Origin of the sequence: Pseudomonas sp. LS44 (genome assembly GCF_024730785.1) — a bacterium.
GTDB lineage: Bacteria > Pseudomonadota > Gammaproteobacteria > Pseudomonadales > Pseudomonadaceae > Aquipseudomonas.
The window spans coordinates 1473862-1495301 of record NZ_CP102830.1 but is presented as its reverse complement, the minus strand read 5'-3'; the positions used below and the strand labels follow the sequence as shown (position 1 = coordinate 1495301).

The 21440-nt window shown below is 59.9% G+C and carries 20 protein-coding genes; 1 reads left to right on the top strand and 19 read right to left on the bottom strand.

Features of this window, described 5'->3' with window-relative positions; genetic code table 11:
- Positions 1 to 27: 27 nt before the first annotated feature.
- From NVV93_RS06755 to leuC, 16 genes are all read right to left on the bottom strand, one after another.
- Positions 28 to 804: an SDR family oxidoreductase gene (locus tag NVV93_RS06755; protein ID WP_258253667.1), complete on the bottom strand. Its 777-nt coding sequence runs from the start codon at positions 802 to 804 to the stop codon at positions 28 to 30.
- Complete coding sequence (locus NVV93_RS06750; RefSeq protein WP_258253666.1) at positions 801 to 2012, bottom strand: O-succinylhomoserine sulfhydrylase; 1212 nt, start codon at positions 2010 to 2012, stop codon at positions 801 to 803. Before NVV93_RS06750 ends, NVV93_RS06755 begins: the two co-directional genes overlap by 4 nt.
- 12 nt (positions 2013 to 2024) lie before the next feature.
- On the bottom strand, positions 2025 to 3530 hold the full coding sequence (gene purF / locus NVV93_RS06745; RefSeq protein WP_258253665.1) for an amidophosphoribosyltransferase: 1506 nt from the start codon (positions 3528 to 3530) through the stop codon (positions 2025 to 2027).
- An 83-nt stretch (positions 3531 to 3613) separates the two neighbouring features.
- The gene (locus NVV93_RS06740) at positions 3614 to 4126 is read right to left on the bottom strand and encodes a CvpA family protein (protein WP_258253664.1); all 513 of its coding nucleotides are present in this window, start codon (positions 4124 to 4126) and stop codon (positions 3614 to 3616) included.
- A gap of 86 nt (positions 4127 to 4212) precedes the next feature.
- On the bottom strand, positions 4213 to 4845 hold the full coding sequence (locus NVV93_RS06735) for an SPOR domain-containing protein (RefSeq protein WP_258253663.1): 633 nt from the start codon (positions 4843 to 4845) through the stop codon (positions 4213 to 4215).
- Positions 4829 to 6136, bottom strand: a complete 1308-nt coding sequence (gene folC, locus NVV93_RS06730) for a bifunctional tetrahydrofolate synthase/dihydrofolate synthase (protein WP_258253662.1) — start codon at positions 6134 to 6136, stop codon at positions 4829 to 4831. The genes NVV93_RS06735 and folC overlap by 17 nt, the downstream gene beginning before the upstream one ends.
- Positions 6133 to 7020 carry an acetyl-CoA carboxylase, carboxyltransferase subunit beta gene (gene accD / locus NVV93_RS06725; protein WP_258253661.1) on the bottom strand — a complete coding sequence of 296 codons (888 nt, stop codon included), beginning with the start codon at positions 7018 to 7020 and terminating at the stop codon, positions 6133 to 6135. Before accD ends, folC begins: the two co-directional genes overlap by 4 nt.
- A gap of 269 nt (positions 7021 to 7289) precedes the next feature.
- On the bottom strand, positions 7290 to 7910 hold the full coding sequence (locus NVV93_RS06720; RefSeq protein WP_258253660.1) for a phosphoribosylanthranilate isomerase: 621 nt from the start codon (positions 7908 to 7910) through the stop codon (positions 7290 to 7292).
- A gap of 49 nt (positions 7911 to 7959) precedes the next feature.
- Positions 7960 to 8823 carry a tRNA pseudouridine(38-40) synthase TruA gene (gene truA / locus NVV93_RS06715; protein WP_258253659.1) on the bottom strand — a complete coding sequence of 288 codons (864 nt, stop codon included), beginning with the start codon at positions 8821 to 8823 and terminating at the stop codon, positions 7960 to 7962.
- A gap of 4 nt (positions 8824 to 8827) precedes the next feature.
- Complete coding sequence (locus tag NVV93_RS06710) at positions 8828 to 11608, bottom strand: FimV/HubP family polar landmark protein (RefSeq protein ID WP_258254305.1); 2781 nt, start codon at positions 11606 to 11608, stop codon at positions 8828 to 8830.
- Positions 11609 to 11759: 151 nt separating this feature from the next.
- Positions 11760 to 12767 (bottom strand): aspartate-semialdehyde dehydrogenase, encoded by a 1008-nt coding sequence (locus tag NVV93_RS06705; protein ID WP_258253658.1) that lies wholly within the window; start codon positions 12765 to 12767, stop codon positions 11760 to 11762.
- Between the two features lie 108 nt (positions 12768 to 12875).
- Positions 12876 to 13988 (bottom strand): aspartate-semialdehyde dehydrogenase, encoded by a 1113-nt coding sequence (gene asd, locus NVV93_RS06700; protein ID WP_258253657.1) that lies wholly within the window; start codon positions 13986 to 13988, stop codon positions 12876 to 12878.
- 56 nt (positions 13989 to 14044) lie between these two features.
- On the bottom strand, positions 14045 to 15127 hold the full coding sequence (gene leuB / locus NVV93_RS06695; RefSeq protein WP_258253656.1) for a 3-isopropylmalate dehydrogenase: 1083 nt from the start codon (positions 15125 to 15127) through the stop codon (positions 14045 to 14047).
- Between the two features lie 37 nt (positions 15128 to 15164).
- Positions 15165 to 15929: a class I SAM-dependent methyltransferase gene (locus NVV93_RS06690; protein WP_258253655.1), complete on the bottom strand. Its 765-nt coding sequence runs from the start codon at positions 15927 to 15929 to the stop codon at positions 15165 to 15167.
- Positions 15930 to 15950: 21 nt separating this feature from the next.
- Entirely contained in the window at positions 15951 to 16595 is a 645-nt protein-coding gene (gene leuD, locus NVV93_RS06685) for a 3-isopropylmalate dehydratase small subunit (RefSeq protein ID WP_258253654.1), read from the bottom strand.
- Positions 16596 to 16606: 11 nt separating this feature from the next.
- Positions 16607 to 18034: a 3-isopropylmalate dehydratase large subunit gene (gene leuC / locus NVV93_RS06680; RefSeq protein ID WP_258253653.1), complete on the bottom strand. Its 1428-nt coding sequence runs from the start codon at positions 18032 to 18034 to the stop codon at positions 16607 to 16609.
- 121 nt (positions 18035 to 18155) lie between these two features.
- Here leuC and NVV93_RS06675 point away from each other — a divergent pair, with 121 nt between their 5' ends.
- Entirely contained in the window at positions 18156 to 19037 is an 882-nt protein-coding gene (locus NVV93_RS06675) for a LysR family transcriptional regulator (protein ID WP_258253652.1), read from the top strand.
- A gap of 213 nt (positions 19038 to 19250) precedes the next feature.
- On the opposite strand, the gene NVV93_RS06670 is transcribed toward NVV93_RS06675, so the two are convergent.
- From NVV93_RS06670 to NVV93_RS06660, 3 genes are all read right to left on the bottom strand, one after another.
- Positions 19251 to 20240 (bottom strand): tRNA-dihydrouridine synthase, encoded by a 990-nt coding sequence (locus tag NVV93_RS06670; protein ID WP_258253651.1) that lies wholly within the window; start codon positions 20238 to 20240, stop codon positions 19251 to 19253.
- Between the two features lie 99 nt (positions 20241 to 20339).
- Positions 20340 to 20789, bottom strand: coding sequence for a thioesterase family protein (locus NVV93_RS06665; protein WP_258253650.1), 450 nt, complete (start codon positions 20787 to 20789; stop codon positions 20340 to 20342).
- Entirely contained in the window at positions 20786 to 21436 is a 651-nt protein-coding gene (locus tag NVV93_RS06660) for a bifunctional 4-hydroxy-2-oxoglutarate aldolase/2-dehydro-3-deoxy-phosphogluconate aldolase (RefSeq protein ID WP_258253649.1), read from the bottom strand. The genes NVV93_RS06665 and NVV93_RS06660 overlap by 4 nt, the downstream gene beginning before the upstream one ends.
- Between the last annotated feature and the right edge of the window lie 4 nt (positions 21437 to 21440).

The window sequence follows — 21440 nt, the reverse complement described above, 5'->3', positions numbered from 1 at the left end:
GGCAACGAGCGACATGGAGTGGGTGGCCTACTGGTAGATCATCTTGCGGGTCATCCCGCCATCCACCAGGAACTCCTGCCCCGTGACAAAGCCGGCATTGCCCGACAGTAGCCAGCCGACCAGCGCGGCGACATCCTCAACCGTACCCACCCGCCCGGCGGGATGCTGGGCATGATCCTGATCGCCGAGCGGATTAGCACGACGCTCGGCAGGGTCGCGGGTATCGATCCAGCCAGGGCTGACAGCGTTGACCCGGATATCCGGCCCCAGGCTGAGCGCCAGCGCATGGGTCAGCGCCAGCAGGCCGCCCTTGCTCGCCGCATAGGCCTCGCTATTCGGCTCGGACTGATGCGCGCGAGTCGAGCAGAGATTGATGATCGCCCCGGCATGCGCACGCAAATAAGGTGCACAGTACTTGGCCAGCAGCATGGGGCCGGTCAGATTGACCGCCAATACACGCTGCCAGCGGTTGAGCTCGAGGCTTTCCAGCGGCGGATTATGCGCATCAGCGATAGCGGCGTTATTGATCAACGCATCGAGACGACCGAACTGGCCGAGCACCTCGGCGATGCCAACCACCACCTGGCTTTCCTGGGCGACATCCATAGCGATGAACCAGGCATTGTCGCCCAGCACCTTTGCCACCTTGGAGCCACGCACCCGATCATTGTCTGCAATGACAACTTGCCAGCCCTCGACGATCAACCAGGCGGCGATGCCCAGACCGATCCCGCGCGCCGCTCCGGTGACCAAGGCCACCTTGCCATTGTGCGGGGCGGAGTCTTCCGTCGACCAGTCGATCACAACGCCGCCAGGCCTCGTGCCAGGTCGGCCTTGATATCAGCGACTTCTTCCAACCCCACAGCGACACGCACCAGATTATCGGCAATACCGGCCTGCGCCCGCTCTGCCGGAGTCAGACGCCCATGGGACGTGGTGGCCGGATGAGCAATAGTGGTTTTGGTATCACCGAGATTGGTAGTGATGGAAATCATCCGGGTCGCATCAATGAAGCGCCAAGCGCCCTGTTTACCGCCCTTGACCTCGAAGCTGACTACCGCACCGAAACCAGTCTGCTGCCGTTTGGCCAACTCATGCTGGGGATGGCTAGGCAGACCTGCGTAGTAAACCCGCTCGATGCCCGGCTGCTGCTCCAACCACTCGGCCAATGCCTGCGCACCGGCACTGTGCGCCTGCATGCGAATCCGCAGCGTTTCCAACCCTTTGAGGAACACCCAGGCATTGAAGGGGCTCAAGGTCGGCCCGGCGGTACGCAGAAAACCGACCACTTCTTGCATCTGCGCTTTACGCCCCGCCACTACGCCACCCAAGCAACGACCTTGACCGTCGATGTATTTGGTCGCCGAGTGAATGACGATGTCCGCTCCCAGCTTGAGCGGCTGCTGCAATGCCGGGGTGCAGAAGCAGTTGTCGACGGCCAGCAGCGCACCGTTGGCGTGGGCGACTTCGGCCAGGGCGGCGATATCGACCAGCTCGGCCAGCGGGTTGGACGGTGACTCGACAAAAAACAGCTTGGTGTTTGGCTTGCAGGCCGCCTGCCAACCGGCGACATCGGCCAGCGGCGGGTAATCCACCTGGATGCCGAAGCGCTTGAGGTATTTCTCGAACAAGCTGATGGTCGAACCAAAAACGCTACGCGACACCAACACATGATCGCCGGAGCTGCACAGCGCCATCACCATGGCCAGGATGGAGGACATTCCGGAAGCAGTCGCGACAGCCTGTTCTGCGCCTTCCAGAGCGGCGATGCGCTCTTCGAAAGCACGCACGGTCGGATTGGTATAGCGCGAATAGACATTTCCCGGCACTTCTCCGGCAAAGCGCGCAGCAGCATCGGCGGCAGTGCGGAACACATAGCTGGAGGTGAAGAACAGCGGCTCGCCATGCTCACCTTCGGGGGTACGGTGCTGACCAGCACGCACCGCCAGTGTGTCGAAAGCGGCATTTTCGAGGTCGCTATCCAGCCGTCCGGCATCCCAATCCTGACTCATGACGCGCCCTCCTCAGTCGTTATACAGATCGATAATCGCGCTGACCGCCTGACCTTTGGTCATGCTGACGTCGTTGCGCGCCTGCTCGATCTTGTTCAGGTAAGCCTCGCTGACATCGCCGGTGACGTATTTGCCATCAAACACCGCGCAGTCGAAATTCTCGATCTTGATCTTGCCACCACCGACCGCTTCGATCAGATCCGGCAAATCCTGGTAGATCAGCCAATCGGCGCCGATCAACTCAGCCACTTCGGCAGTCGAGCGGCCGTGGGCAATCAGCTCATGAGCGCTCGGCATATCGATGCCATAGACGTTCGGAAAGCGGACTGCCGGTGCAGCCGAGCAGAAATACACATTCTTCGCCCCAGCCTCACGCGCCATCTGGATGATCTGCTTGCAGGTGGTGCCACGGACAATCGAGTCGTCCACGAGCATCACGTTTTTGCCGCGGAACTCCAATTCGATGGCGTTGAGCTTCTGCCGCACGGATTTCTTGCGCGCCGCCTGCCCAGGCATGATGAAAGTCCGACCGATATAGCGATTTTTGACGAAGCCTTCGCGGAACTTCACGCCCAAGCGGTTAGCCAGTTCCAGGGCCGAGGTACGGCTGGTATCCGGGATCGGGATGATCACGTCGATGTCATGTTCCGGACGTTCGCGGAGTATCTTTTCAGCCAACTTTTCGCCCATGCGCAGGCGTGCCTTGTACACCGACACGCCGTCCATGATCGAGTCTGGTCGCGCCAGGTAAACGTGCTCGAAAATACAGGGCGCATATTGCGGGTGCTGGGCGCACTGCCGGGTGTGCAGCTTGCCATCTTCGGTAATGTAGACCGCCTCACCTGGCGCCAAATCGCGGATTAAGGTGAAGCCCAATACATCCAGCGCCACGCTTTCCGAGGCGATCATGTATTCCACACCCTCGTCGGTGTGCCGCTGACCGAAGACGATCGGGCGAATGCCGTAGGGATCACGAAAACCCACCACACCGTAACCGGTGACCATCGCGACCACGGCATAACCACCGCGGCAGCGCTCATGGACGCCGGATACCGCGGCGAACACATCCTCTTCAGTCGGCTGCAACTTGCCGCGCACGGCCAACTCATGGGCAAACACGTTGAGCAGCACTTCCGAATCGGAGTTGGTGTTCACGTGGCGCAGGTCGGACTCGTAGATTTCCCGCGAAAGCTGTTCGACGTTGGTGAGGTTGCCGTTATGCGCGAGCGTAATGCCGTACGGCGAATTGACGTAAAACGGCTGCGCTTCGGCCGAGCTGGAACTGCCGGCAGTTGGGTATCGCACATGACCGATGCCCACATGGCCGACCAGACGCTGCATGTGGCGCTGCTGGAATACATCGCGCACCAGACCGTTGTCTTTGCGCAGGAATAACCGCCCGTTCGAGCTGGTCACAATACCGGCAGCATCCTGGCCGCGATGTTGAAGTACGGTAAGCGCGTCATACAGCGCCTGATTGACGTTCGACTTACCGACGATGCCGACGATGCCACACATGTGACGCTACCCCTGCTAATGATTCAGGCTAATTCCGAGCGGCACCTCGACCCGAAGGTCAAACCGCGCCCACACACGGCAGTTCAACGGGGTGCGCTGAAGCTGCCTGCAAACCACTGACCAACCAGACCCAAAATCAGAGTCTTGGACCAATCAGCGATCATCAAGAAGTGCGGCAGCAGTGTCGATTGCTGCCACCAAGGATCCTGCTGCACCGGCGCCAGGCTGAGTAGCCCGACCAGCACGACCACCAATAACCCACCACGGGCAGCGCCGAATACCATGCCCAGCACCCGGTCGGTGCCATCCAGACCGGTGACGCGAATCAGTTCGCCAATGAGGAAATTGACCAGCGCTCCAACCAGCAAGGTCACCACGAAGAGCAGAACACAGGCGGCAATCACACGCGCGGAGGGCGTATCGATAAATTCGGTGAGATGTTGCGCGAGCGCGCCACCGAACATCCAGGCGACGACCCCGGCGATGACCCAGGTAACCAGTGATAGCGCTTCCTTGACGAAGCCGCGCTTCAAACTGATCAAACTGGAAATCACGATGATGGCGATAATCGCCCAATCGACCCAGGTAAATGCCACGGCGCAGTCTACATCCAGAAAAGGCGCTGCATTTTAGCAGACCCACTCCCTGCGCGGTAAGCCAAGGATTGCTCTATCCAGGCCGGTTAGCTGGATTCCGGCTGGAAGCGGACAATAAAACCGTTGAGCTTTTGCTGGCGATTGAGCTGGTCACGCAAGCGGTCGGCCTCTGCCCGCTCAATCACCGGCCCGACAAAAACCCGGTTCATGCCGTCAATACTGCGGATATAAGCGTTGTAGCCCTGACCACGCAGTGTTTTTTGCAAGTTCTCGGCGCTTGCCCGGCTTGAAAGGCTGGCCAATTGTATCGACCAACTCACTGGCAAACTGTTGGCGTCCAGACGGGTCGCTTGAGGCGGGCTCTGGACGGAGGGCGCCTTGACGGCAGGAGGCGTAGCAGTTGCTGCAGGAGTTTGTGCAGTTACGGGCACCTTGCTAGTAATCACTGGCGCATCAGCCGGAGAGTTGCCTGTATCTGCCGAAGTATTCTCTGCCGGATCGGATGGGATCGGCTCGTCCGGAAGCGGCTCAGGAATCGGGACCGGTTCGACTTTGATCTTCGGGATGGCCGGCGCTTCCGGCATGCTGGGAGCGTCTACCACCAAACGCCGCGTCTCATCCTCGCGCGACAGCAGCATGGGCAGAAAGATAACCGCCAATGCCACCAACACCAGCGCGCCGACAATGCGTTGCTTGAGCCCTTTATCCAGCAAAGCCATCCTGCTTTTCCCCTGTGGAATGGCGGGCCAGCCACTCCTGGGCCTCGGCCACGCAATAAAAAGAACCGAACAACAGAATCTCATCTGCCGCTGTCGCCCGCTCGCATTGCGCGTCCAATGCTGCCGACACGCCAGGATAGGCAGTAACGTTGGCGCCCCGCGCCAGCAATGTAGTTTCCAGCTCGGTAGCCGAGCGCGTACGCGACGTTTGCAATGGCGCTACAGCCCAATCCTGCACATGATCCAGCAAGGGCGCCAGCACGCCGCCAAGATCCTTATCCGCCAGCAGGCCGAAAACTGCCAATCGGCGGCCGGCAATCGGCCTATCAGCCAAGCGCCCCGCCAAAAAGACCGCTGCATGAGGATTATGCCCAACATCCAGCCATAACGTCAGGGGCTTACCGCGCCAATTCAGCATCCTGCGCTCCAGACGTCCCGGCAGATGCGTATCAGACAACGCCAGCGCTAGCTGATCACGCTGCCAAGGCAAGTCCAGCAAAGCGTAGGCCTGCAATGCCAATGCAGCATTTTCCATGGGCAGGTCCAGCAAAGGCAGTGCGTGTAGTTCGAGCAGTTCACCGGCCCGGGAATGTCCGTACCAATGCCAGACCTGCTCGGCTAACGCCAAATCGTAGTCGCGCCCACGCAGATAAAAAGGCGCCGGCAACTGTTCGACTCGATCCAGCAACGGCTGCGGCGGATCAAGATCCCCGCACAGCGCCGGGCATCCTGGCCGCAAAATCCCGGCCTTCTCGGTAGCTACCGACTCACGCGTATCGCCCAGCCATTCGGCATGATCCACGCCAATACTGGTAATCACTGCCATATCCGCATCGATTAGATTGACTGCATCCAACCGCCCACCGAGGCCAACTTCCAGCACCACGACATCCAGATCAGCGCGCTCGAACAACCAGAACGCCGCCAATGTGCCCATCTCGAAGTAGGTCAGCGAAATGTCGTCGCGCACCGCCTCAACCGCAGCGAACGCCTCACAAAGCTCGGCATCGCTGGCTTCTATGCCATTGATTACCACCCGCTCGTTGTACCGATGCAAATGGGGCGAGCTGTAGACACCGACCTTGAGCCCCTGGCTGCGCACGAAGCTGGCCAAAAATGCACAGGTTGATCCCTTGCCATTGGTACCGGTAACAGTCACTACACGCTTAGCAGGCCTGCCCAAGGCGAGGCGGCTCGCGACTTCGCGCGAGCGCTCAAGCCCCATATCGATAGCCGATGGATGGAGCTGCTCAAGATAGGTAAGCCAGTCGGCCAGCGTGGTGTGAATCATGCTACCGCAGGCGTACGTTCGGACGGAGTTGGCAGGCCGGTCAGCTGCGCAAGCAATTTAGCCAGACGCGGACGCAACTCGTTGCGATGGACGATCAAATCGATGGCGCCATGCTCGAGCAAGAATTCGCTGCGCTGAAAACCTTCCGGGAGCTTCTCGCGGACCGTTTGCTCAATCACTCGCGGACCGGCGAAACCGATCAAAGCCTTGGGTTCCGCCACGATGACATCGCCAAGCATCGCCAAACTCGCGGAAACCCCGCCATATACCGGATCCGTCAATACGGATACGAAAGGAATTCCCTTCTCACGCAGGAGCGCCAGCACGGCCGAGGTTTTGGCCATTTGCATCAAGGAAATCAGTGCCTCTTGCATCCGCGCACCACCGGAAGCGGAGAAACATACGAGGGGACATTTACGCTCCAATGCGACATTTGCCGCACGGACAAAACGCTCACCAACAATGGCCCCCATCGACCCGCCCATGAATTCAAACTCGAAGGCACAGGCCACTATCGGCATGCCTTCCAGGGCCCCGCGCATGGCTACCAAGGCATCTTTCTCGCCAGTCTGCTTCTGGGCAGCAGACAGTCGATCCTTGTATTTTTTACTGTCGCGAAACTTTAAGCGATCTACCGGCTCGAGGTCCGCACCGAGCTCTTCACGCCCTTCGACGTCCAGAAACAGATTAAGACGCATCCGAGCGCCTATGCGCATGTGGTAATTGCACTTCGGGCAGACATCCAGCGTCTTCTCGAGCTCAGGCTTATACAGCACCGCATCGCAGGAGGGACATTTACGCCAAAGCCCTTCGGGCACCGAGCTTTTCTTTACCTCGGAACGCATGATCGAGGGGATCAGCTTGTCTACCAACCAGTTGCTCATGCTCTTAGTTCTCCAAAGCTGTTGACCCGGATGCGCTTACGGTATTGCCGCAGACATTCTCGAGCGAATCATGATTCTGCAGGGAACGATGACTATTTGCCGCAGACCGACGAGGTCTTAACAGCGCACTGGTCACTGTCAAATAATCTGCGCGATCCCGCATCATTCTTGCCAAGTTCACAGCACCCCATGGTGCGCGCCACTCTTGGTCATTGCAGGCTAATGGACGGCCAAGGCCTGGCAGCCGTCACAAAGTCGAAGTGCAAACTTCAACCACGCCCAACCTCACGAATAAAAGCTCGAATTTTTTCCACGTCTTTGATGCCCTTGCTCGCCTCGACCCCGCCACTGACATCTACGGCATAAGGACGGACCTGCTCGATAGCGGCACGCACATTCCCAGGCGTAAGACCACCAGCAAGAATGATCGGCAGCGCTAGCTCGCGGGGTACCAATGACCAATCAAAAGCCTTACCCGTTCCACCGGGCACCCCTTCGACATAGGTATCAAGCAAGATGCCAGAAGCACCAGAGAATTGATTCACCTGAGCGGCGATATCATCACCAGACTTGACACGCAACGCCTTGATATAGGGACGACGATAGCCGGCGCAATCTGATGCAGTTTCATCGCCATGAAATTGCAACAGATCGAGCGGCAGTGCATCGAGCAGAGCGTTCAATTCATCACGATCAGCATTGACGAACAAACCGACGGTTGAAACGAAAGGTGGTAAAGCAGAGATGATTAGCCGCGCTTGCTGCACGCTTACGGCTCGCGGGCTTTTATCATAAAACACCAAGCCAATCGCATCGGCACCCGCATCGACGGCCGCCAGCGCGTCTTCTAGGCGGGTAATTCCACAGATTTTGCAGCGAACGACGGACAAGTTGCGGCACCTTTAGCGAACTAGGCTGGGAATGTTAGCAAATGGCCCGTTACCCGTCAGCCACGCTCTCATCCAGGGCGGAAAGGAAATGCGGACCGATATACCGCTGCGGCAGAATGAACTCGTCCGGATATTCAACCTGCACTAAGTACAAACCATAGGGATGAGCGGTGACGCCCCCCTCGCGACGGTTGCGCCCCTCCAGAACGGTTTTAACCCATGCAGGAGACTGCTCGCCGGCGCCCACAGCCATCAGCACGCCGGCAATATTGCGCACCATGTGATGCAGAAATGCGTTCGCGCGAATATCCAGCACGATCATCTTGCCGTACGGGATAACCTGGAGATGGTGGATTTGTTTGATCGGCGACTTGGCCTGGCATTGGGTCGCTCGAAACGCACTGAAGTCATGCGTCCCCACTAACCACCGGCTCGCTTCGCGCATTCGCTCCACATCCAGTGGCCGATGATTCCAGGTCACCTCTTCGCCAAGATGCGCCGGACGAATCTGATCGTTGTAGATAACGTACCGATAACGACGGGCGGTGGCCTTGAAGCGAGCATGAAAATGGGCCGGCATCACTTGGGCCCAAGTAACACTGATATCCCTTGGCAAATTGGCATTACCACCCATTACCCAAGCTTCCAGTGGTCGCTGTACCTTGGTATCGAAATGCACCACTTGGCCACTCGCATGCACCCCCGCATCGGTGCGCCCCGCGCAAGTGACTGCAACAGGTTCGGCCGCCACGGCAGAAAGAGCCTCTTCGAGGGTCTGCTGAACGGACCGCACATTCGACGCCTGGCGCTGCCAACCTCGGTAGCGAGAGCCTTTGTACTCGATGCCAAGAGCTAATCTGGAAAAGCCAACGGCAGCCGATTCGGCTGCCGTTTTCATTACTGCATCTGACATGGCGCTAAGCGAGACGTGCGATCAACTCGCGCGCTTCCTGCTGTTGACCACCATTACCTTCGCTTACCACTTCATCGAGTATGTCCCGAGCGCCTTCGGTATCTCCCATGTCGATATAGGCTCGCGCCAGATCCAACTTGGTCGCGGTTTCATCCGTACCAGAAAGGAAGTCAAAATCGTCATCGCTCCCTAGGTCGCTAGACGAGGAAGTCTGCAGTTCGGCGAACTCTTCAGATGAACTCTCTTCCTTTAGGCTCGAATGGTCCAGGTCCGTACTCACAGCTTCCAATTGGGCAGCGAAGCTATCGCCAGCTGGTGCCGTAGGAATGTCATCATCCATGGACAGGTCAAAATCCGCCGGTAACTCAAGAGATGTGAAGTCATCCGCCGGCAGCTCCAAGCTCAGGTCTGACAAATCGTCGCGAACCATAGCGGCAGGCAGCTCATCTTCTAGGCCCAGCAGGAAATCTTCCTCTGCTGCTGGCTTTCCGGACTGCTCATCTAGATCCAGATTGAAATCGATAAAATCATCGCTCGTTTCCACTGAGGGGGCTGGTTCACCCTCCAGATTCAGATCGAACTCCAACGCATCCGCGGAGGCCGGCGCAGAAGAAAAACTAAGCTCTTCGTCAATATCGAAATCGCCCAACGAATCTTCAGTCGCGGCATTCTGGATATCACGATCCAACTCCGCGTCCAGATCATCCAGACTCAAATCGAAGGCGTTGTCCTGCACGGGAGCACTCGGCTCTTCATCCAGGCTCAATTCGTCAAGGCTAAAGCTATCCACCTCATCATGGGAAAGCGCAACGGCGCCCGCTGCACTTGCCACACCCGCTGCAGCGCTAGCAGCCATGGCCGGATACTTGGCTCTGAACTGGTTGAGCTCAGCATTCACTCCACCAATTTCGCGCAGCTCCTGCTCTTGACGAGCAAAACCTTCGCGATCGCCTAACTCGGCGTTAACTTCCATCAACTTCAAGCGCAAATCACTGCGCTGCGGCTCATCATTAATGGCGTTCTGAAGGAGTTCTGCGGCCTGATTGAAGCGGCCATAAGCAATATAGATATCCGCTTCGCCGAGTACATCACCGGTCTGTGCTGTTACGCGCTCGGACGGGGTGTCGACAGCCTCAAGCGATTCAAGCCCCTCGAATTCCGTGCCGGACAAATTCGGATCTTCATCGAAGGATCTGTCGGTATCGGCCAGACTCATCTGAAGCTCGTTTTCCTTCACGGCGTTACGGCGTGACAAGACCATGAGTCCAACCAGCAACGCCAACAACCCCGTTCCTCCGAGCACACCGAGGAGCATCGGATTCAACAGAAGATTGTCGATGAAGCCTGGCGCTTGCGGCTGCTCAGCGGATTGCTCAGCCGGAGCTTCGCTGACAACCGGAGCAGCTGGTTGAATGGGCGCCTCGGCAGCTGGGGTTACTGGCGCCAGCTCTGGCTGGACCATATCAGGCGCAGCAGCTTGAGATTTAGCGGAGTCGTCACTGTAGTTGTAATCCGGCACAGTAGTGTCTGCGGCTGGTACTGGCGGCGCAGTATCTGCCGGATTGGGCGCCGGAACAGCCGCAGTATTCGGAGCGGCAACAACTGCTGGAGCCGCTGCATCCTTGGCAGTAGCGCCCTTGGCAACCAGATCCGCCTGCAGTTTGGCCATTTGGTCGTCTTTCAACTGGATTAGTCGCTGCAGCTTATCCAGCTGGCTTTGCAGATCAGTCATGCGACCCTTCAACTCATCGTTCTCACGACGTGTCGAATCAAGACTTTCCTTAGTTACGGCCAGCTTATCGTTCAGTGCTTTGCTGTCTCCGCCTGCACCCTTATCGTTCGCGGCAGTCTTGGCATCGCCGGAAACCAACTTCAAGCTGTCTTTAGCATCGGTCTTCGCAGGAGCGGCACCTGCTTGGGTGCGCTTGGTGGCATCCAATTGGCGAGCGCCAGCGCTTACCACGCTACGCCCTTCTCGCCAGGCAGTGTTTTGCGCCGCTACTTGTGCGATAGCTTCACTTTGCGAACGACTCTTGATCTGCTGATCGTCAGGCAGGCGTAAGACCTGGCCGTTCCTCAACCGGTTTATGTTGCCGCCGATGAAAGCGTCTGGGTTGAGATCCTGAATGGCGAGCATGGCCTGATGCACAGAACCAGATGCTCTTGAACGCTCAGCAATGTCCCACAGGGTATCGCTAGAGGTAGTTTTGTATTGATCGCCGTCTAGCTTGGCAGCGCTTGTCGGCATGACGGCTGATGTCGACTGGCGAACCACTGGGGCACTAGTCACTGGACGCGGCGCAGGGGTTGGCGCAACCGACGGACGCGGCACCGGCGCAGCTACTGGCAATTGCGGAGCTGCCGCAATTGCCGTTTGCGGCGAGTAGAGCGGCGGATCGAGCAGGAGTGTGTACTCGCGCAGCAAGCGACCGTTCGGCCACATCACCTGAACCAGGAAGTTCAAATACGGTTCGCGAACCGGCTTGCTCGACGTCACGCGAATGACGCTTTTTCCGTTTGGCTTTAGGACCGGGGTAAATTTCAGATCAGTGAGGAAGTACTGGCGATCCACGCCCGCCTTGGTGAACTCTTCGGGAGAGGCCAGTACGGGGATTACTTCGTTTGAGGCCAGGTCACGCACCTCAAGCAGATCGATCTCAGCCACCAAGGGTTGATTCAGAGCAGACTTGAGCGTCACCTCTCCAAGACCCAATGCATGCGCCGTACCTGAGGTCAGCGCCGAAGCAGCCGCGATTGCCAGTACTAGTTTGCGTACCCGAACCATAGCGTTTTCCCTTGTTTTATCTTTTTTTTCTCGCGAGGCGAGATGGTCTTGTTTGCTGCCTGCTTCCGCCCTGAGGCGGCTCCCCACCAGCAATCCGCCTGGCCAGTATTGCCAAGCTAGAATATTTCTTCAATTTCTCGGTAAGTATCTTTTACAGATAGTGTTTTATCAATAATTCGCCCAATTGTGCAGCGTTCAATGCGGAGCCTTTGCGCACATTATCAGACGCAATCCACAAATTGAGCTCGGTGGCATCATCCAAGCCTGCACGGACCCGGCCAACATATACCGCATCCTGCCCGACCGCATCCCCTACAGCGGTCGGATAGTCATTACCGCCTATCAGCTCGATGCCTGGCGCCGCTTCCAAGACTGCAATGACCGCGGCCACATCAACAACCTCGGCGCATTGAAGGGACACACTCAAGCTATCGCCAAAAAACACCGGCGCCTGCACACAAGTTGCGGCTACCTTGAGCAGAGGCAACGCCATTACTTGTTTTAGTTCTGCGGATAGCCGTTTTTCCAGAGCTGTGTAACCGCCCTCATCTATCGAACCAACTTGCGCAAGAAGATTGAAGGCAATCTGCCGATCGAAATAGCGCGGCTCCAGCGGACGCATGTTTAGTAACTCGGTGGTCTGCCGGGCCAGCTCGGTCACCCCTTCTCGCCCTAGACTAGAGACTGCCAGGCAGGCGGTGACATTCACGCGTTGCAGTTTCAATACCGCCCGCAGCGGCGCCAGAACAGTCGCCAACACAGCAACTGAAGCGCTTGGACTGGCAATCAGAAACGGTGATTGCAGCGTATCCAATAACTCACCGTTGGCTTCCGGCACCACTTGCGGAACTTGGGACGGCAAGCCGTTGCTCAGATCGATAATCGAGCAACCCGCCGCATGAGCACGTGACGCATGAGCAAGAGTCACCGCTTCGGTTGCGGCGAAAAACACCAGCTGTACCTGGGCAAAGTCGAAATCTTCGACCGTTCGGACGCGCACGTTCTTACCGCGAAACGGCAAAGATTGACCGGCCGATTCGCTACTGGCCAACAGGTGAAGCGTGCCAACGGGGAAACTGCGCTCTTCGAGCAACTCGACGAGTGTTTCGCCAATGCTCCCGGTGGCGCCGATCACGGCTATATCGAAGGACTTGGACATCGGAGAGCCTACGCAGTCAGCTTGAAGTGCGGCACTGTAGCGCCGCCCTGCTGTGCAAGCAATTTGGCGCCGACCAGAACGGTCGGCGCCGGCAATGGCAAACGCCGATCAGCGCTCCAGCAGAATCCGTAGCATGCGCCGCAGTGGCTCGGCGGCGCCCCACAGCAGCTGGTCGCCGACGGTGAAAGCGCCGAGGTACTGCGAGCCCATGTTGAGCTTGCGCAGACGACCGACCGGAACGCTCAGGGTGCCAGTGACCGCGGTCGGAGTCAGCTCACGCATGCTGGCCTCGCGCTGGTTCGGCACCAGCTTGACCCATGGATTGTGCTGACTGATCAGCCCTTCAATGTCAGAGATCGGCACGTCTTTGTTCAGCTTCAAGGTCAGCGCCTGACTGTGGCAACGCATTGCGCCAATACGTACGCACATGCCATCCACTGGGATCGGGCTCTTGAAGCGACCGAGAATCTTGTTGGTTTCGGCTTGGCCTTTCCATTCCTCACGGCTCTGACCGTTCGGCAGTTCCTTGTCGATCCATGGGATCAAGCTGCCGGCCAGCGGCACGCCGAAATTCTCAGTCGGGAATGCTTCGCCGCGCATGGCTTCGGCCACCTTGCGGTCGATGTCGAGGATCGCGCTGGCCGGATTGGCCAAATCGTCCGCTACCGACGCATGGATAGCACCCATTTGCTTGATCAGCTCACGCATATTCTGCGCGCCGGCGCCGGACGCGGCCTGATAGGTCATGGCACTCATCCACTCGACCAGCCCTGCCTCGAACAAACCACCGAGAGCCATCAGCATCAAGCTGACGGTGCAGTTGCCGCCGATGTAGTTTTTGGTGCCGTTATCCAGCGACTGATCGATCACCCGGCGGTTGACCGGATCCAAGACGATGACCGAACTGTCGTCCATGCGCAGCGTGGATGCCGCATCGATCCAATAGCCTTGCCAACCAGCTTCACGCAGCTTGGGGAAGACTTCGCTGGTGTAGTCGCCACCCTGACAGGTCAGAATCACGTCGAGGCTTTTCAGCTCGTCGATGCTGTAGGCGTCCTTCAGCGGCGCGATGTCCTTACCCACCGCAGGGCCTTGGCCACCGACGTTGGAGGTGGTGAAGAACACCGGCTCGATCAAATCGAAATCCCGCTCTTCCAGCATCCGCTGCATGAGCACGGAACCGACCATACCGCGCCAACCGATCAGACCTACACGTTTCATCGCAACTACACCTTTATTGGAATATCGGCCCGCCATTGCGCGACGGGCCTGAGAGATTACAGATTACGCAAAGCGGCGACTACCGCATCGCCCATCGCCTGGGTACCGACCTTGGTAGTGCCTGCCGACCAGATATCACCAGTGCGCAGGCCCTGATCCAGCACCACACCCACGGCCTGTTCAATGGCCGCCGCTGCTTCGGCCTCAGCGAAGCTGTAGCGCAGCATCATCGACACAGAGAGGATGGTCGCCAACGGGTTGGCGATGCCTTGGCCGGCGATGTCCGGCGCTGAACCGTGGCATGGCTCGTACATGCCCTTGTTGTTGGCATCCAGCGACGCTGAAGGCAGCATGCCGATGGAACCGGTGAGCATGGAAGCCTCATCCGACAGAATGTCACCGAACATGTTGTCGGTGACCATCACGTCGAACTGCTTGGGCGCGCGCACCAGCTGCATGGCCGCATTGTCGACGTACATGTGGCTGAGTTCGATGTCCGGGTAATCCCTGGCCACCTCCTCAACCACCGCACGCCACAACTGGCTGGAAGCCAGCACGTTGGCCTTGTCCACCGAGCACAATCTCTTGCCGCGCACGCGGGCCATGTCGAAGCCGACCCGAGCGATGCGGCGGATTTCGCTCTCGCTGTACGGCAGGGTGTCGTACGCCTGGCGCTCACCATTTTCCAACACGCGCGACTCGCGCGGTTGACCAAAATAGATACCGCCGGTCAGCTCGCGGACGATGAGAATATCCAAACCGGCAACCACTTCCGGCTTCAACGACGACGCGTCGGCCAATTGCGGATAGAGGATGGCCGGACGCAGGTTGCCGAACAGGCCCAGTTGCGAACGGATCTTCAGCAGGCCGCGCTCCGGGCGCAGCGCCGGATCGATGCCGTCCCACTTGGGGCCACCGACCGCACCGAGCAGGATCGCGTCGACGGCGCGCGCGCGCTCCAAGGTCTCATCGGCCAGCGGCACGCCGTATTTGTCATAGGCCGCGCCGCCCAGCTCGTCGAAGCTCAGCTCGAAACCCAAGTCGTACTTGGCGTTGGCCAGTTCCAGCACCTTGACCGCCTCGGCCATGATTTCCGGGCCGATCCCGTCGCCGGGAAGAATCAGAATCTGTTTGCTCATGTATCCCTCTCGTTAGGCGCTTACCGCGCCAGCATGCTTAACGCTCGGCCCACAGCACCAGTACGTCGGTGCTGAAGGAACCGTCAGCGGCAATTTCAAAATACTCGCGAACTTCTTCGCCCACTGCTTGTTGCAGCGCTCGAATAGCCGCACGAAAAACTTCGGGCGTGCGCATCCGCTCGACCCAGGAAGCGAATTCCAGACGCAGGCGCTGGCGCGCATGGCTGCGTACCTGCAGACCGGCCTCACCGACCAGGCGCAGCCACTCGGCCGCCGCATAGTCGCGCACGTGGCTGGTATCGCGCAGCAACTCGACCGCCTGCAAATGGGTATCGAGCAACGGCGTGCCCGGCGCGACCACATCGATGAACGCAGCCACCCCGCCCGGCTTGAGTACTCGGCGCACTTCGCGCAGGGCCTGGCCGACATCGCTCCAATGGTGCGCCGAATAACGGCTGAAGACGAAGTCGAAGCTGCCATCGGCAAACGGCAAGCACTCGGCCGCGCCCTGCTCGGTACGGATATTGGCTAACCCGCGCTCCTGCGCGGCGGCGCTCACCACGTCAAGCATCTGCGCAGACAGGTCGTAGGCCACCACCTCGCCGACCAGCGGGGCAACATGAAAACTGACGTGCCCGGCACCGCAACCGAGATCCAGCAGCCGCGCCTCGCCACGACCCGCGACCTCGGCCTGCAGCAGGGCGAACTCGGCGCCCTGGGCATGTACGACGCTGCTCAGATAGGCACTGGCCTGCTCGCCGAACTGGCGCTGGACCACTTGCACATGGGCCTTTTCGCTCATCACATCCTCCGGGTGGCGCACTCAGGCATCGCGGAACAACCAGGGCTGGTTCTGCCGGTAGCCGGCCTCGAACGTGCGAATCGCCTCGGCGTCCTGCAGAGTCAGGCCGATGTCGTCCAGGCCGTTGAGCAGGCAATGCTTGCGGAAGGCATCGACCTCGAAGCCGTACTGCTTGCCATCCGGACGGGTGACTTGCTGCGCCGCCAGATCGACGGTCAGTTGGTAACCCTCGGTGGCTTCGGCCTGCTGAAACAGTTCGTCGACTTCTTCTTCCTTCAGGATGATCGGCAGCAAGCCGTTCTTGAAGCTGTTGTTGAAGAAGATGTCGGCGTAGCTCGGCGCGATGATGGCGCGAAAACCGTACTCTTCCAGCGCCCAGGGCGCGTGTTCACGGCTGGAACCGCAACCGAAGTTCTCCCGTGCCAAGAGCACGCTGGCGCCCTGGTAGCGCGGGAAGTTCAGCACGAAGTCCTTGTTGATCGGGCGCTGCGAATTGTCCTGGTTCGGCTGACCGACATCCAGGTAACGCCACTCGTCGAACAGGTTAGGGCCGAAACCGCTGCGCTTGATCGACTTCAAGAACTGTTTGGGGATGATCTGGTCGGTGTCGACGTTGGCGCGGTCGAGCGGCGCAACGAGACCGGTATGCTGGGTAAAGGCTTTCATGTTCGGTCTCCTCAGGCCTGGGTCAGTTCACGCACATCGATGAAACGGCCGGTCACCGCGGCGGCGGCGGCCATTGCCGGACTGACCAGGTGGGTACGCCCACCCGCGCCTTGGCGGCCTTCGAAGTTGCGGTTCGACGTCGAGGCGCAATGCTCGCCGTTGCCGAGTTTGTCCGGATTCATCGCCAGGCACATGGAGCACCCCGGCTCACGCCACTCGAAACCGGCTTCGATAAAGATCTTATCCAGACCCTCTTTCTCGGCCTGCGCCTTGACCAGACCGGAGCCCGGCACCACCAGCGCCTGCTTGATGGTCGTGGCGACCTTGCGGCCCTTGGCGACGGCGGCCGCAGCGCGCAGATCCTCGATGCGCGAGTTGGTGCAGGAGCCGATGAACACGCGATCCAGCTGGATATCGGTGATCGCCTGATTGGCGTTCAAACCCATGTACTTGAGGGCACGGACGATCGAGTCGCGCTTGACCGGATCGGCCTCGGCAGCCGGATCCGGCACGCGCTGGTCGACGGCCAGGACCATTTCCGGCGAGGTGCCCCAGCTGACCTGCGGCTTGATGTCTTCGGCCTTCAGCTCGACCACGGTATCGAAATGCGCATCGGCATCGGACACCAGGTCAGCCCAGGCGGCGACCGCCTTGTCCCAATCCGCGCCTTGTGGAGCGAACGGACGGCCCTGTACGTAGGCGATGGTCTTCTCATCGGTAGCGACCAGACCGACCCGCGCCCCGGCCTCGATGGACATGTTGCAGATGGTCATCCGGCCTTCGATCGACAAGTCGCGGATTGCGCTGCCGGCGAACTCCAAGGCATGGCCGTTACCGCCGGCGGTGCCGATCTTTCCGATGATGGCGAGGACGATGTCCTTGGCGGTGACGCCCTGGGGCAACTGGCCCTCGACGCGCACTTGCATGTTCTTCATCTTCTTGGCCACCAGGCACTGGGTGGCCAGCACGTGCTCGACCTCGGAAGTGCCGATGCCGTGGGCCAGCGCGCCGAAGGCGCCGTGGGTCGAGGTATGCGAGTCGCCGCAGACCACGGTCATGCCCGGCAGAGTGGCGCCCTGCTCCGGGCCGACCACGTGGACGATGCCCTGGCGCACGTCGTTCATCTTGAATTCGAGGATGCCGAAATCGTCGCAGTTCTCGTCCAGGGTCTGGACCTGAATACGCGACACTTCGTCGGCAATCGCCTCAAGGCCGCCCTGACGTTCAGCGCGGGTGGTTGGCACGTTGTGATCTGGGGTCGCGATGTTGGCGTCGATACGCCACGGCTTGCGGCCGGCCAAGCGCAAGCCCTCAAAGGCTTGCGGCGAAGTCACTTCGTGGAGAATGTGCCGATCGATATAGATCAGCGACGAACCGTCGTCCCGGCGCTTGACCTCATGCATGTCCCAGAGCTTGTCGTACAACGTTTTGCCGGCCATCAGCGAACCCTCATCAGCGTGTCTCTATGCCCTTAAGGCTTGTGGGGATGATGCTAAGTGCTTACATTCGATAACTCAAATTCATATTTTTTATCCATTGGATAACCAAGAGGAATCCGAGATGGATCTGGCCAGCCTCAATACCTTTATTGCCATTGCCGAAACCGGCAGCTTTTCCGAAGCCGGTCAGCGCCTGCACTTAACTCAACCCGCAATCAGCAAGCGCATCGCCGGGCTTGAACAGCAACTCAAGGTCCGTTTGTTCGATCGCCTGGGCCGCGAAGTCAGTCTGACCGAGGCCGGCCGCTCCTTATTGCCGCGCGCCTACCAGATCCTCAATGTACTGGACGACACGCGGCGCGCATTGACCAACCTCAATGGAGAGGTGAGCGGCCGACTGACTCTGGCGACCAGCCACCACATCGGCCTGCACCGCTTGCCGCCGCTGTTGCGGGCCTTTACCCGCGCTTATCCGCAGGTTGCGCTGGATATCCAGTTTCTCGACTCGGAGGTGGCCTATGAGGAAATCCTCCATGGCCGCGCCGAATTGGCAGTGATCACTCTGGCACCGGAAACCCATACGCCGGTCCAGGCAGTGCCAGTGTGGGACGACCCATTGGATTTCGTCGCCGCTCCCGAGCATCCGCTGGCGCGCAGGGTGGCAGTGACGCTCGCCGATGTGGCGCCCCATCCGGCGGTATTTCCCGGCGACAACACCTTCACCCATCACATCGTGCAGGGACTATTTCAGGCGCAAGGCCTGACACCGAACATCGGCATGAGCACCAACTACCTGGAAACCATCAAAATGATGGTGTCCATCGGACTGGCCTGGAGCGTCTTGCCGCGCACCATGCTCGACGCCCAAGTGATTCGTTTACCCGTTTCGGGTGTTCAGCTGACTCGTCAACTGGGCTACATCGTGCATACGGAACGAACACTCTCGAATGCAGCCAAAGCCTTCATGAGTCTCCTCAACGAGCAACGCCAACCTATTGCCTAGCCAACTGGCCTCTGGAGTGTTTTGTCCATAACAATAAGAAAAGGCTCCCGCATGATTCAGCTCCGCCATGTCGGCTGCTGACGGCACGCGATATTGGCGAACCGAGAAGCGCCCAGGCACAGATCCAGCACACGGCCTGTCACGACTCGCTGATCAACGCGCCCTACTAATGAACCGACTGATCGCCCTGGTGCAGCGCCACGACCTGCGCTGCTAGGCGCTGACCGCTTCCTTGAGGTCGGCGCGCGAGGGCTCGCTCCAGCGCACGCTGAGCAGCGCGTCGATGCGCAGGCAGTCGCTCTCACGGCGAATCGCATCGAACAGCTGCACCGCCTCGGGATACGTGCGGGTCAACTGGCCGACCCACTGCTTCAGCCTGCCCGGCGCATAACGCGGCGACAGCTTGCGCCGCGCCTGCAGCCAGAAATCCCGCAGCAGCGGCAACAGCTCGGCCCAGTTCATCGGCGCCAGCGATTCCCCGGAGCGGGCGGCGGCGATCTGCCGGGCCAGGTCGGGGCGCGCGACCAGACCACGGCCGAGCATGATGTCCTCGACGCCACTGATCTCGCGGCAGCGCCGCCAGTCGTCGAGCGTCCACACCTCGCCATTGGCGAATACCGGGATCTTCACCGCCTCCTGCACCCGCGCGACCCACTCCCAATGCGCCGGCGCCTTGTAGCCTTCGACCTTGGTGCGCGCATGCACGACGATTTGCTGCGCGCCGCCGTCGGCCAGGGCTCGGGCGCAATCCAGGGCATCGTCTTTGTGATCGAAGCCGAGGCGCATCTTCGCCGTTACCGGAATCGCCGCTGGCACACTGCGGCGCACTTCGCAGACGATGGCATGCAGCAGCTCGGGCTCCTTGAGCAGTACCGCGCCACCGCGCGACTTGTTCACCGTCTTGGCCGGGCAGCCGAAGTTGAGGTCGATCACCGGCGCGCCCAGCGTGGCAGCGAAGGCGGCGTTGTCGCCCAAGCACACCGGGTCGGAGCCGAGAAATTGCACGCGCAGCGGGGTGCCGGCAGCAGTGCGGGCCCCGCTAAACAGTTCGGGAGCGAGCTTGTGGTAGGTCGAGGCCGGCAGCAGCCGCTCGGTCACCCGGATGAACTCGGTCACGCACCAGTCGACGCCGCCGACGCGAGTCAGCACATCACGGAGGATTTCGTCGACCAGACCTTCCATCGGCGCCAAGGCGATTTGCATGAATTACGCAGCTTCCGGGGAAAAAGGCGCGCAGTTTACCCCTCATCCCCCGCGCTGGCGCAATTCGCGCAGCGGATCGCGACAGACTGCGGGCAGGCTTCAGAGCTGCAGCGGATACGGCTCCATTACTGCTGGCCCGTATCCCTCGATGAACTCCGGGGGCATGCGCTTGGGCTTGCCGCTGGACAGCTCGATACACACGAAGGTGGTCTGCGCGCGCAGCAAAGTGGTGGCATCCGCCGGGCGAACCAGCTGGAAGCGCCGGGTCATCTTCAAGCGATGGTCGGACTCGACGATCCAGGTACCGACCTGCAACTCGTCTTCCTCATAGGCACTGGCCAGGTAATCGATTTCATGGCGCAACACCGCCATGGCCCGGTCCAGATTGCGATAGGTCACCAGATCCAGGCCGAGACTCTGCGAATGACGCCAGGCACAGCGCTCCATCCAGGTGACATACGCAGCATTGTTGGCGTGGCCGAGGCCGTCGATATCGTCGGCCGCGACAGCCAGGTCGATGGTGAACGGATTGGGTAGATCCCAGCTCATGCGTGGTGCTCCAGGCTGGCGGAGAGTTCGCGGGCCTCGGCGGCCAGCTGAGTGATCTGGTCCCAGGCACGGGCGCGGATCAGGTTGTCCGGGGCCACCCAGGTGCCGCCGACGCACGCGACGTTGGGCAGACGCAGAAAGCTCAGCAGGTTGTCCGGCGTGACGCCGCCAGTGGGACAGAAACGGATGCCGGTGAACGGTCCCTTGAAGCTCTTGAGCATCTTCACGCTGGTAGAGCCGTTGGCCGGGAACAGCTTCAGCGAGCGATAACCGTACTCCAGGGCAAGCAACACTTCGGATGGCGTCATCACCCCCGGCAGATAGGGCAATCCAGAATCTTCCGCGGCCGCCGCCAGGCGCTCGGTGCAGCCGGGGCTGACGGCAAACTGTGCACCGGCCTCACGCGCCTCGAGGAACTGCTCGGTATGGATCAAGGTGCCGGCGCCGATCAACAGGTCGGGCAATTCCTTGCGCATCGCCGCTACCGCATCCAAGGCGCGCGGGGTGCGTAGCGTCACTTCCAGCACGCGCACGCCGCCGGCCTGCAGCGCCCGGGCCAAGTCGAGCGCCAGGCTGATGTCCTCGATCACCAGCACCGGCAACACCGGGCGGGCCAGTTGCAGCACTTCATCCATTCTTAAAGGCATGCTT

Excerpts from the sequence above, each read along its gene's own strand:
- accD (WP_258253661.1), bottom strand. The coding sequence starts at position 7,020 with ATGAGCAACTGGTTGGTAGACAAGCTGATCCCCTCGATCATGCGTTCC.
- NVV93_RS06665 (WP_258253650.1), bottom strand. The coding sequence starts at position 20,789 with ATGAGCTGGGATCTACCCAATCCGTTCACCATCGACCTGGCTGTCGCG.
- NVV93_RS06750 (WP_258253666.1), bottom strand. The coding sequence starts at position 2,012 with ATGAGTCAGGATTGGGATGCCGGACGGCTGGATAGCGACCTCGAAAAT.
- NVV93_RS06710 (WP_258254305.1), bottom strand. The coding sequence starts at position 11,608 with ATGGTTCGGGTACGCAAACTAGTACTGGCAATCGCGGCTGCTTCGGCG.
- leuD (WP_258253654.1), bottom strand. The coding sequence starts at position 16,595 with ATGAAAGCCTTTACCCAGCATACCGGTCTCGTTGCGCCGCTCGACCGC.
- leuB (WP_258253656.1), bottom strand. The coding sequence starts at position 15,127 with ATGAGCAAACAGATTCTGATTCTTCCCGGCGACGGGATCGGCCCGGAA.
- NVV93_RS06660 (WP_258253649.1), bottom strand. The coding sequence starts at position 21,436 with ATGCCTTTAAGAATGGATGAAGTGCTGCAACTGGCCCGCCCGGTGTTG.
- asd (WP_258253657.1), bottom strand. The coding sequence starts at position 13,988 with ATGAAACGTGTAGGTCTGATCGGTTGGCGCGGTATGGTCGGTTCCGTG.
- leuC (WP_258253653.1), bottom strand. The coding sequence starts at position 18,034 with ATGGCCGGCAAAACGTTGTACGACAAGCTCTGGGACATGCATGAGGTC.
- NVV93_RS06690 (WP_258253655.1), bottom strand. The coding sequence starts at position 15,929 with ATGAGCGAAAAGGCCCATGTGCAAGTGGTCCAGCGCCAGTTCGGCGAG.
- NVV93_RS06705 (WP_258253658.1), bottom strand. The coding sequence starts at position 12,767 with ATGTCCAAGTCCTTCGATATAGCCGTGATCGGCGCCACCGGGAGCATT.
- purF (WP_258253665.1), bottom strand. The coding sequence starts at position 3,530 with ATGTGTGGCATCGTCGGCATCGTCGGTAAGTCGAACGTCAATCAGGCG.
- NVV93_RS06675 (WP_258253652.1), top strand. The coding sequence starts at position 18,156 with ATGGATCTGGCCAGCCTCAATACCTTTATTGCCATTGCCGAAACCGGC.
- folC (WP_258253662.1), bottom strand. The coding sequence starts at position 6,136 with ATGATTCACACCACGCTGGCCGACTGGCTTACCTATCTTGAGCAGCTC.
- NVV93_RS06670 (WP_258253651.1), bottom strand. The coding sequence starts at position 20,240 with ATGCAAATCGCCTTGGCGCCGATGGAAGGTCTGGTCGACGAAATCCTC.
- NVV93_RS06735 (WP_258253663.1), bottom strand. The coding sequence starts at position 4,845 with ATGGCTTTGCTGGATAAAGGGCTCAAGCAACGCATTGTCGGCGCGCTG.
- truA (WP_258253659.1), bottom strand. The coding sequence starts at position 8,823 with ATGTCAGATGCAGTAATGAAAACGGCAGCCGAATCGGCTGCCGTTGGC.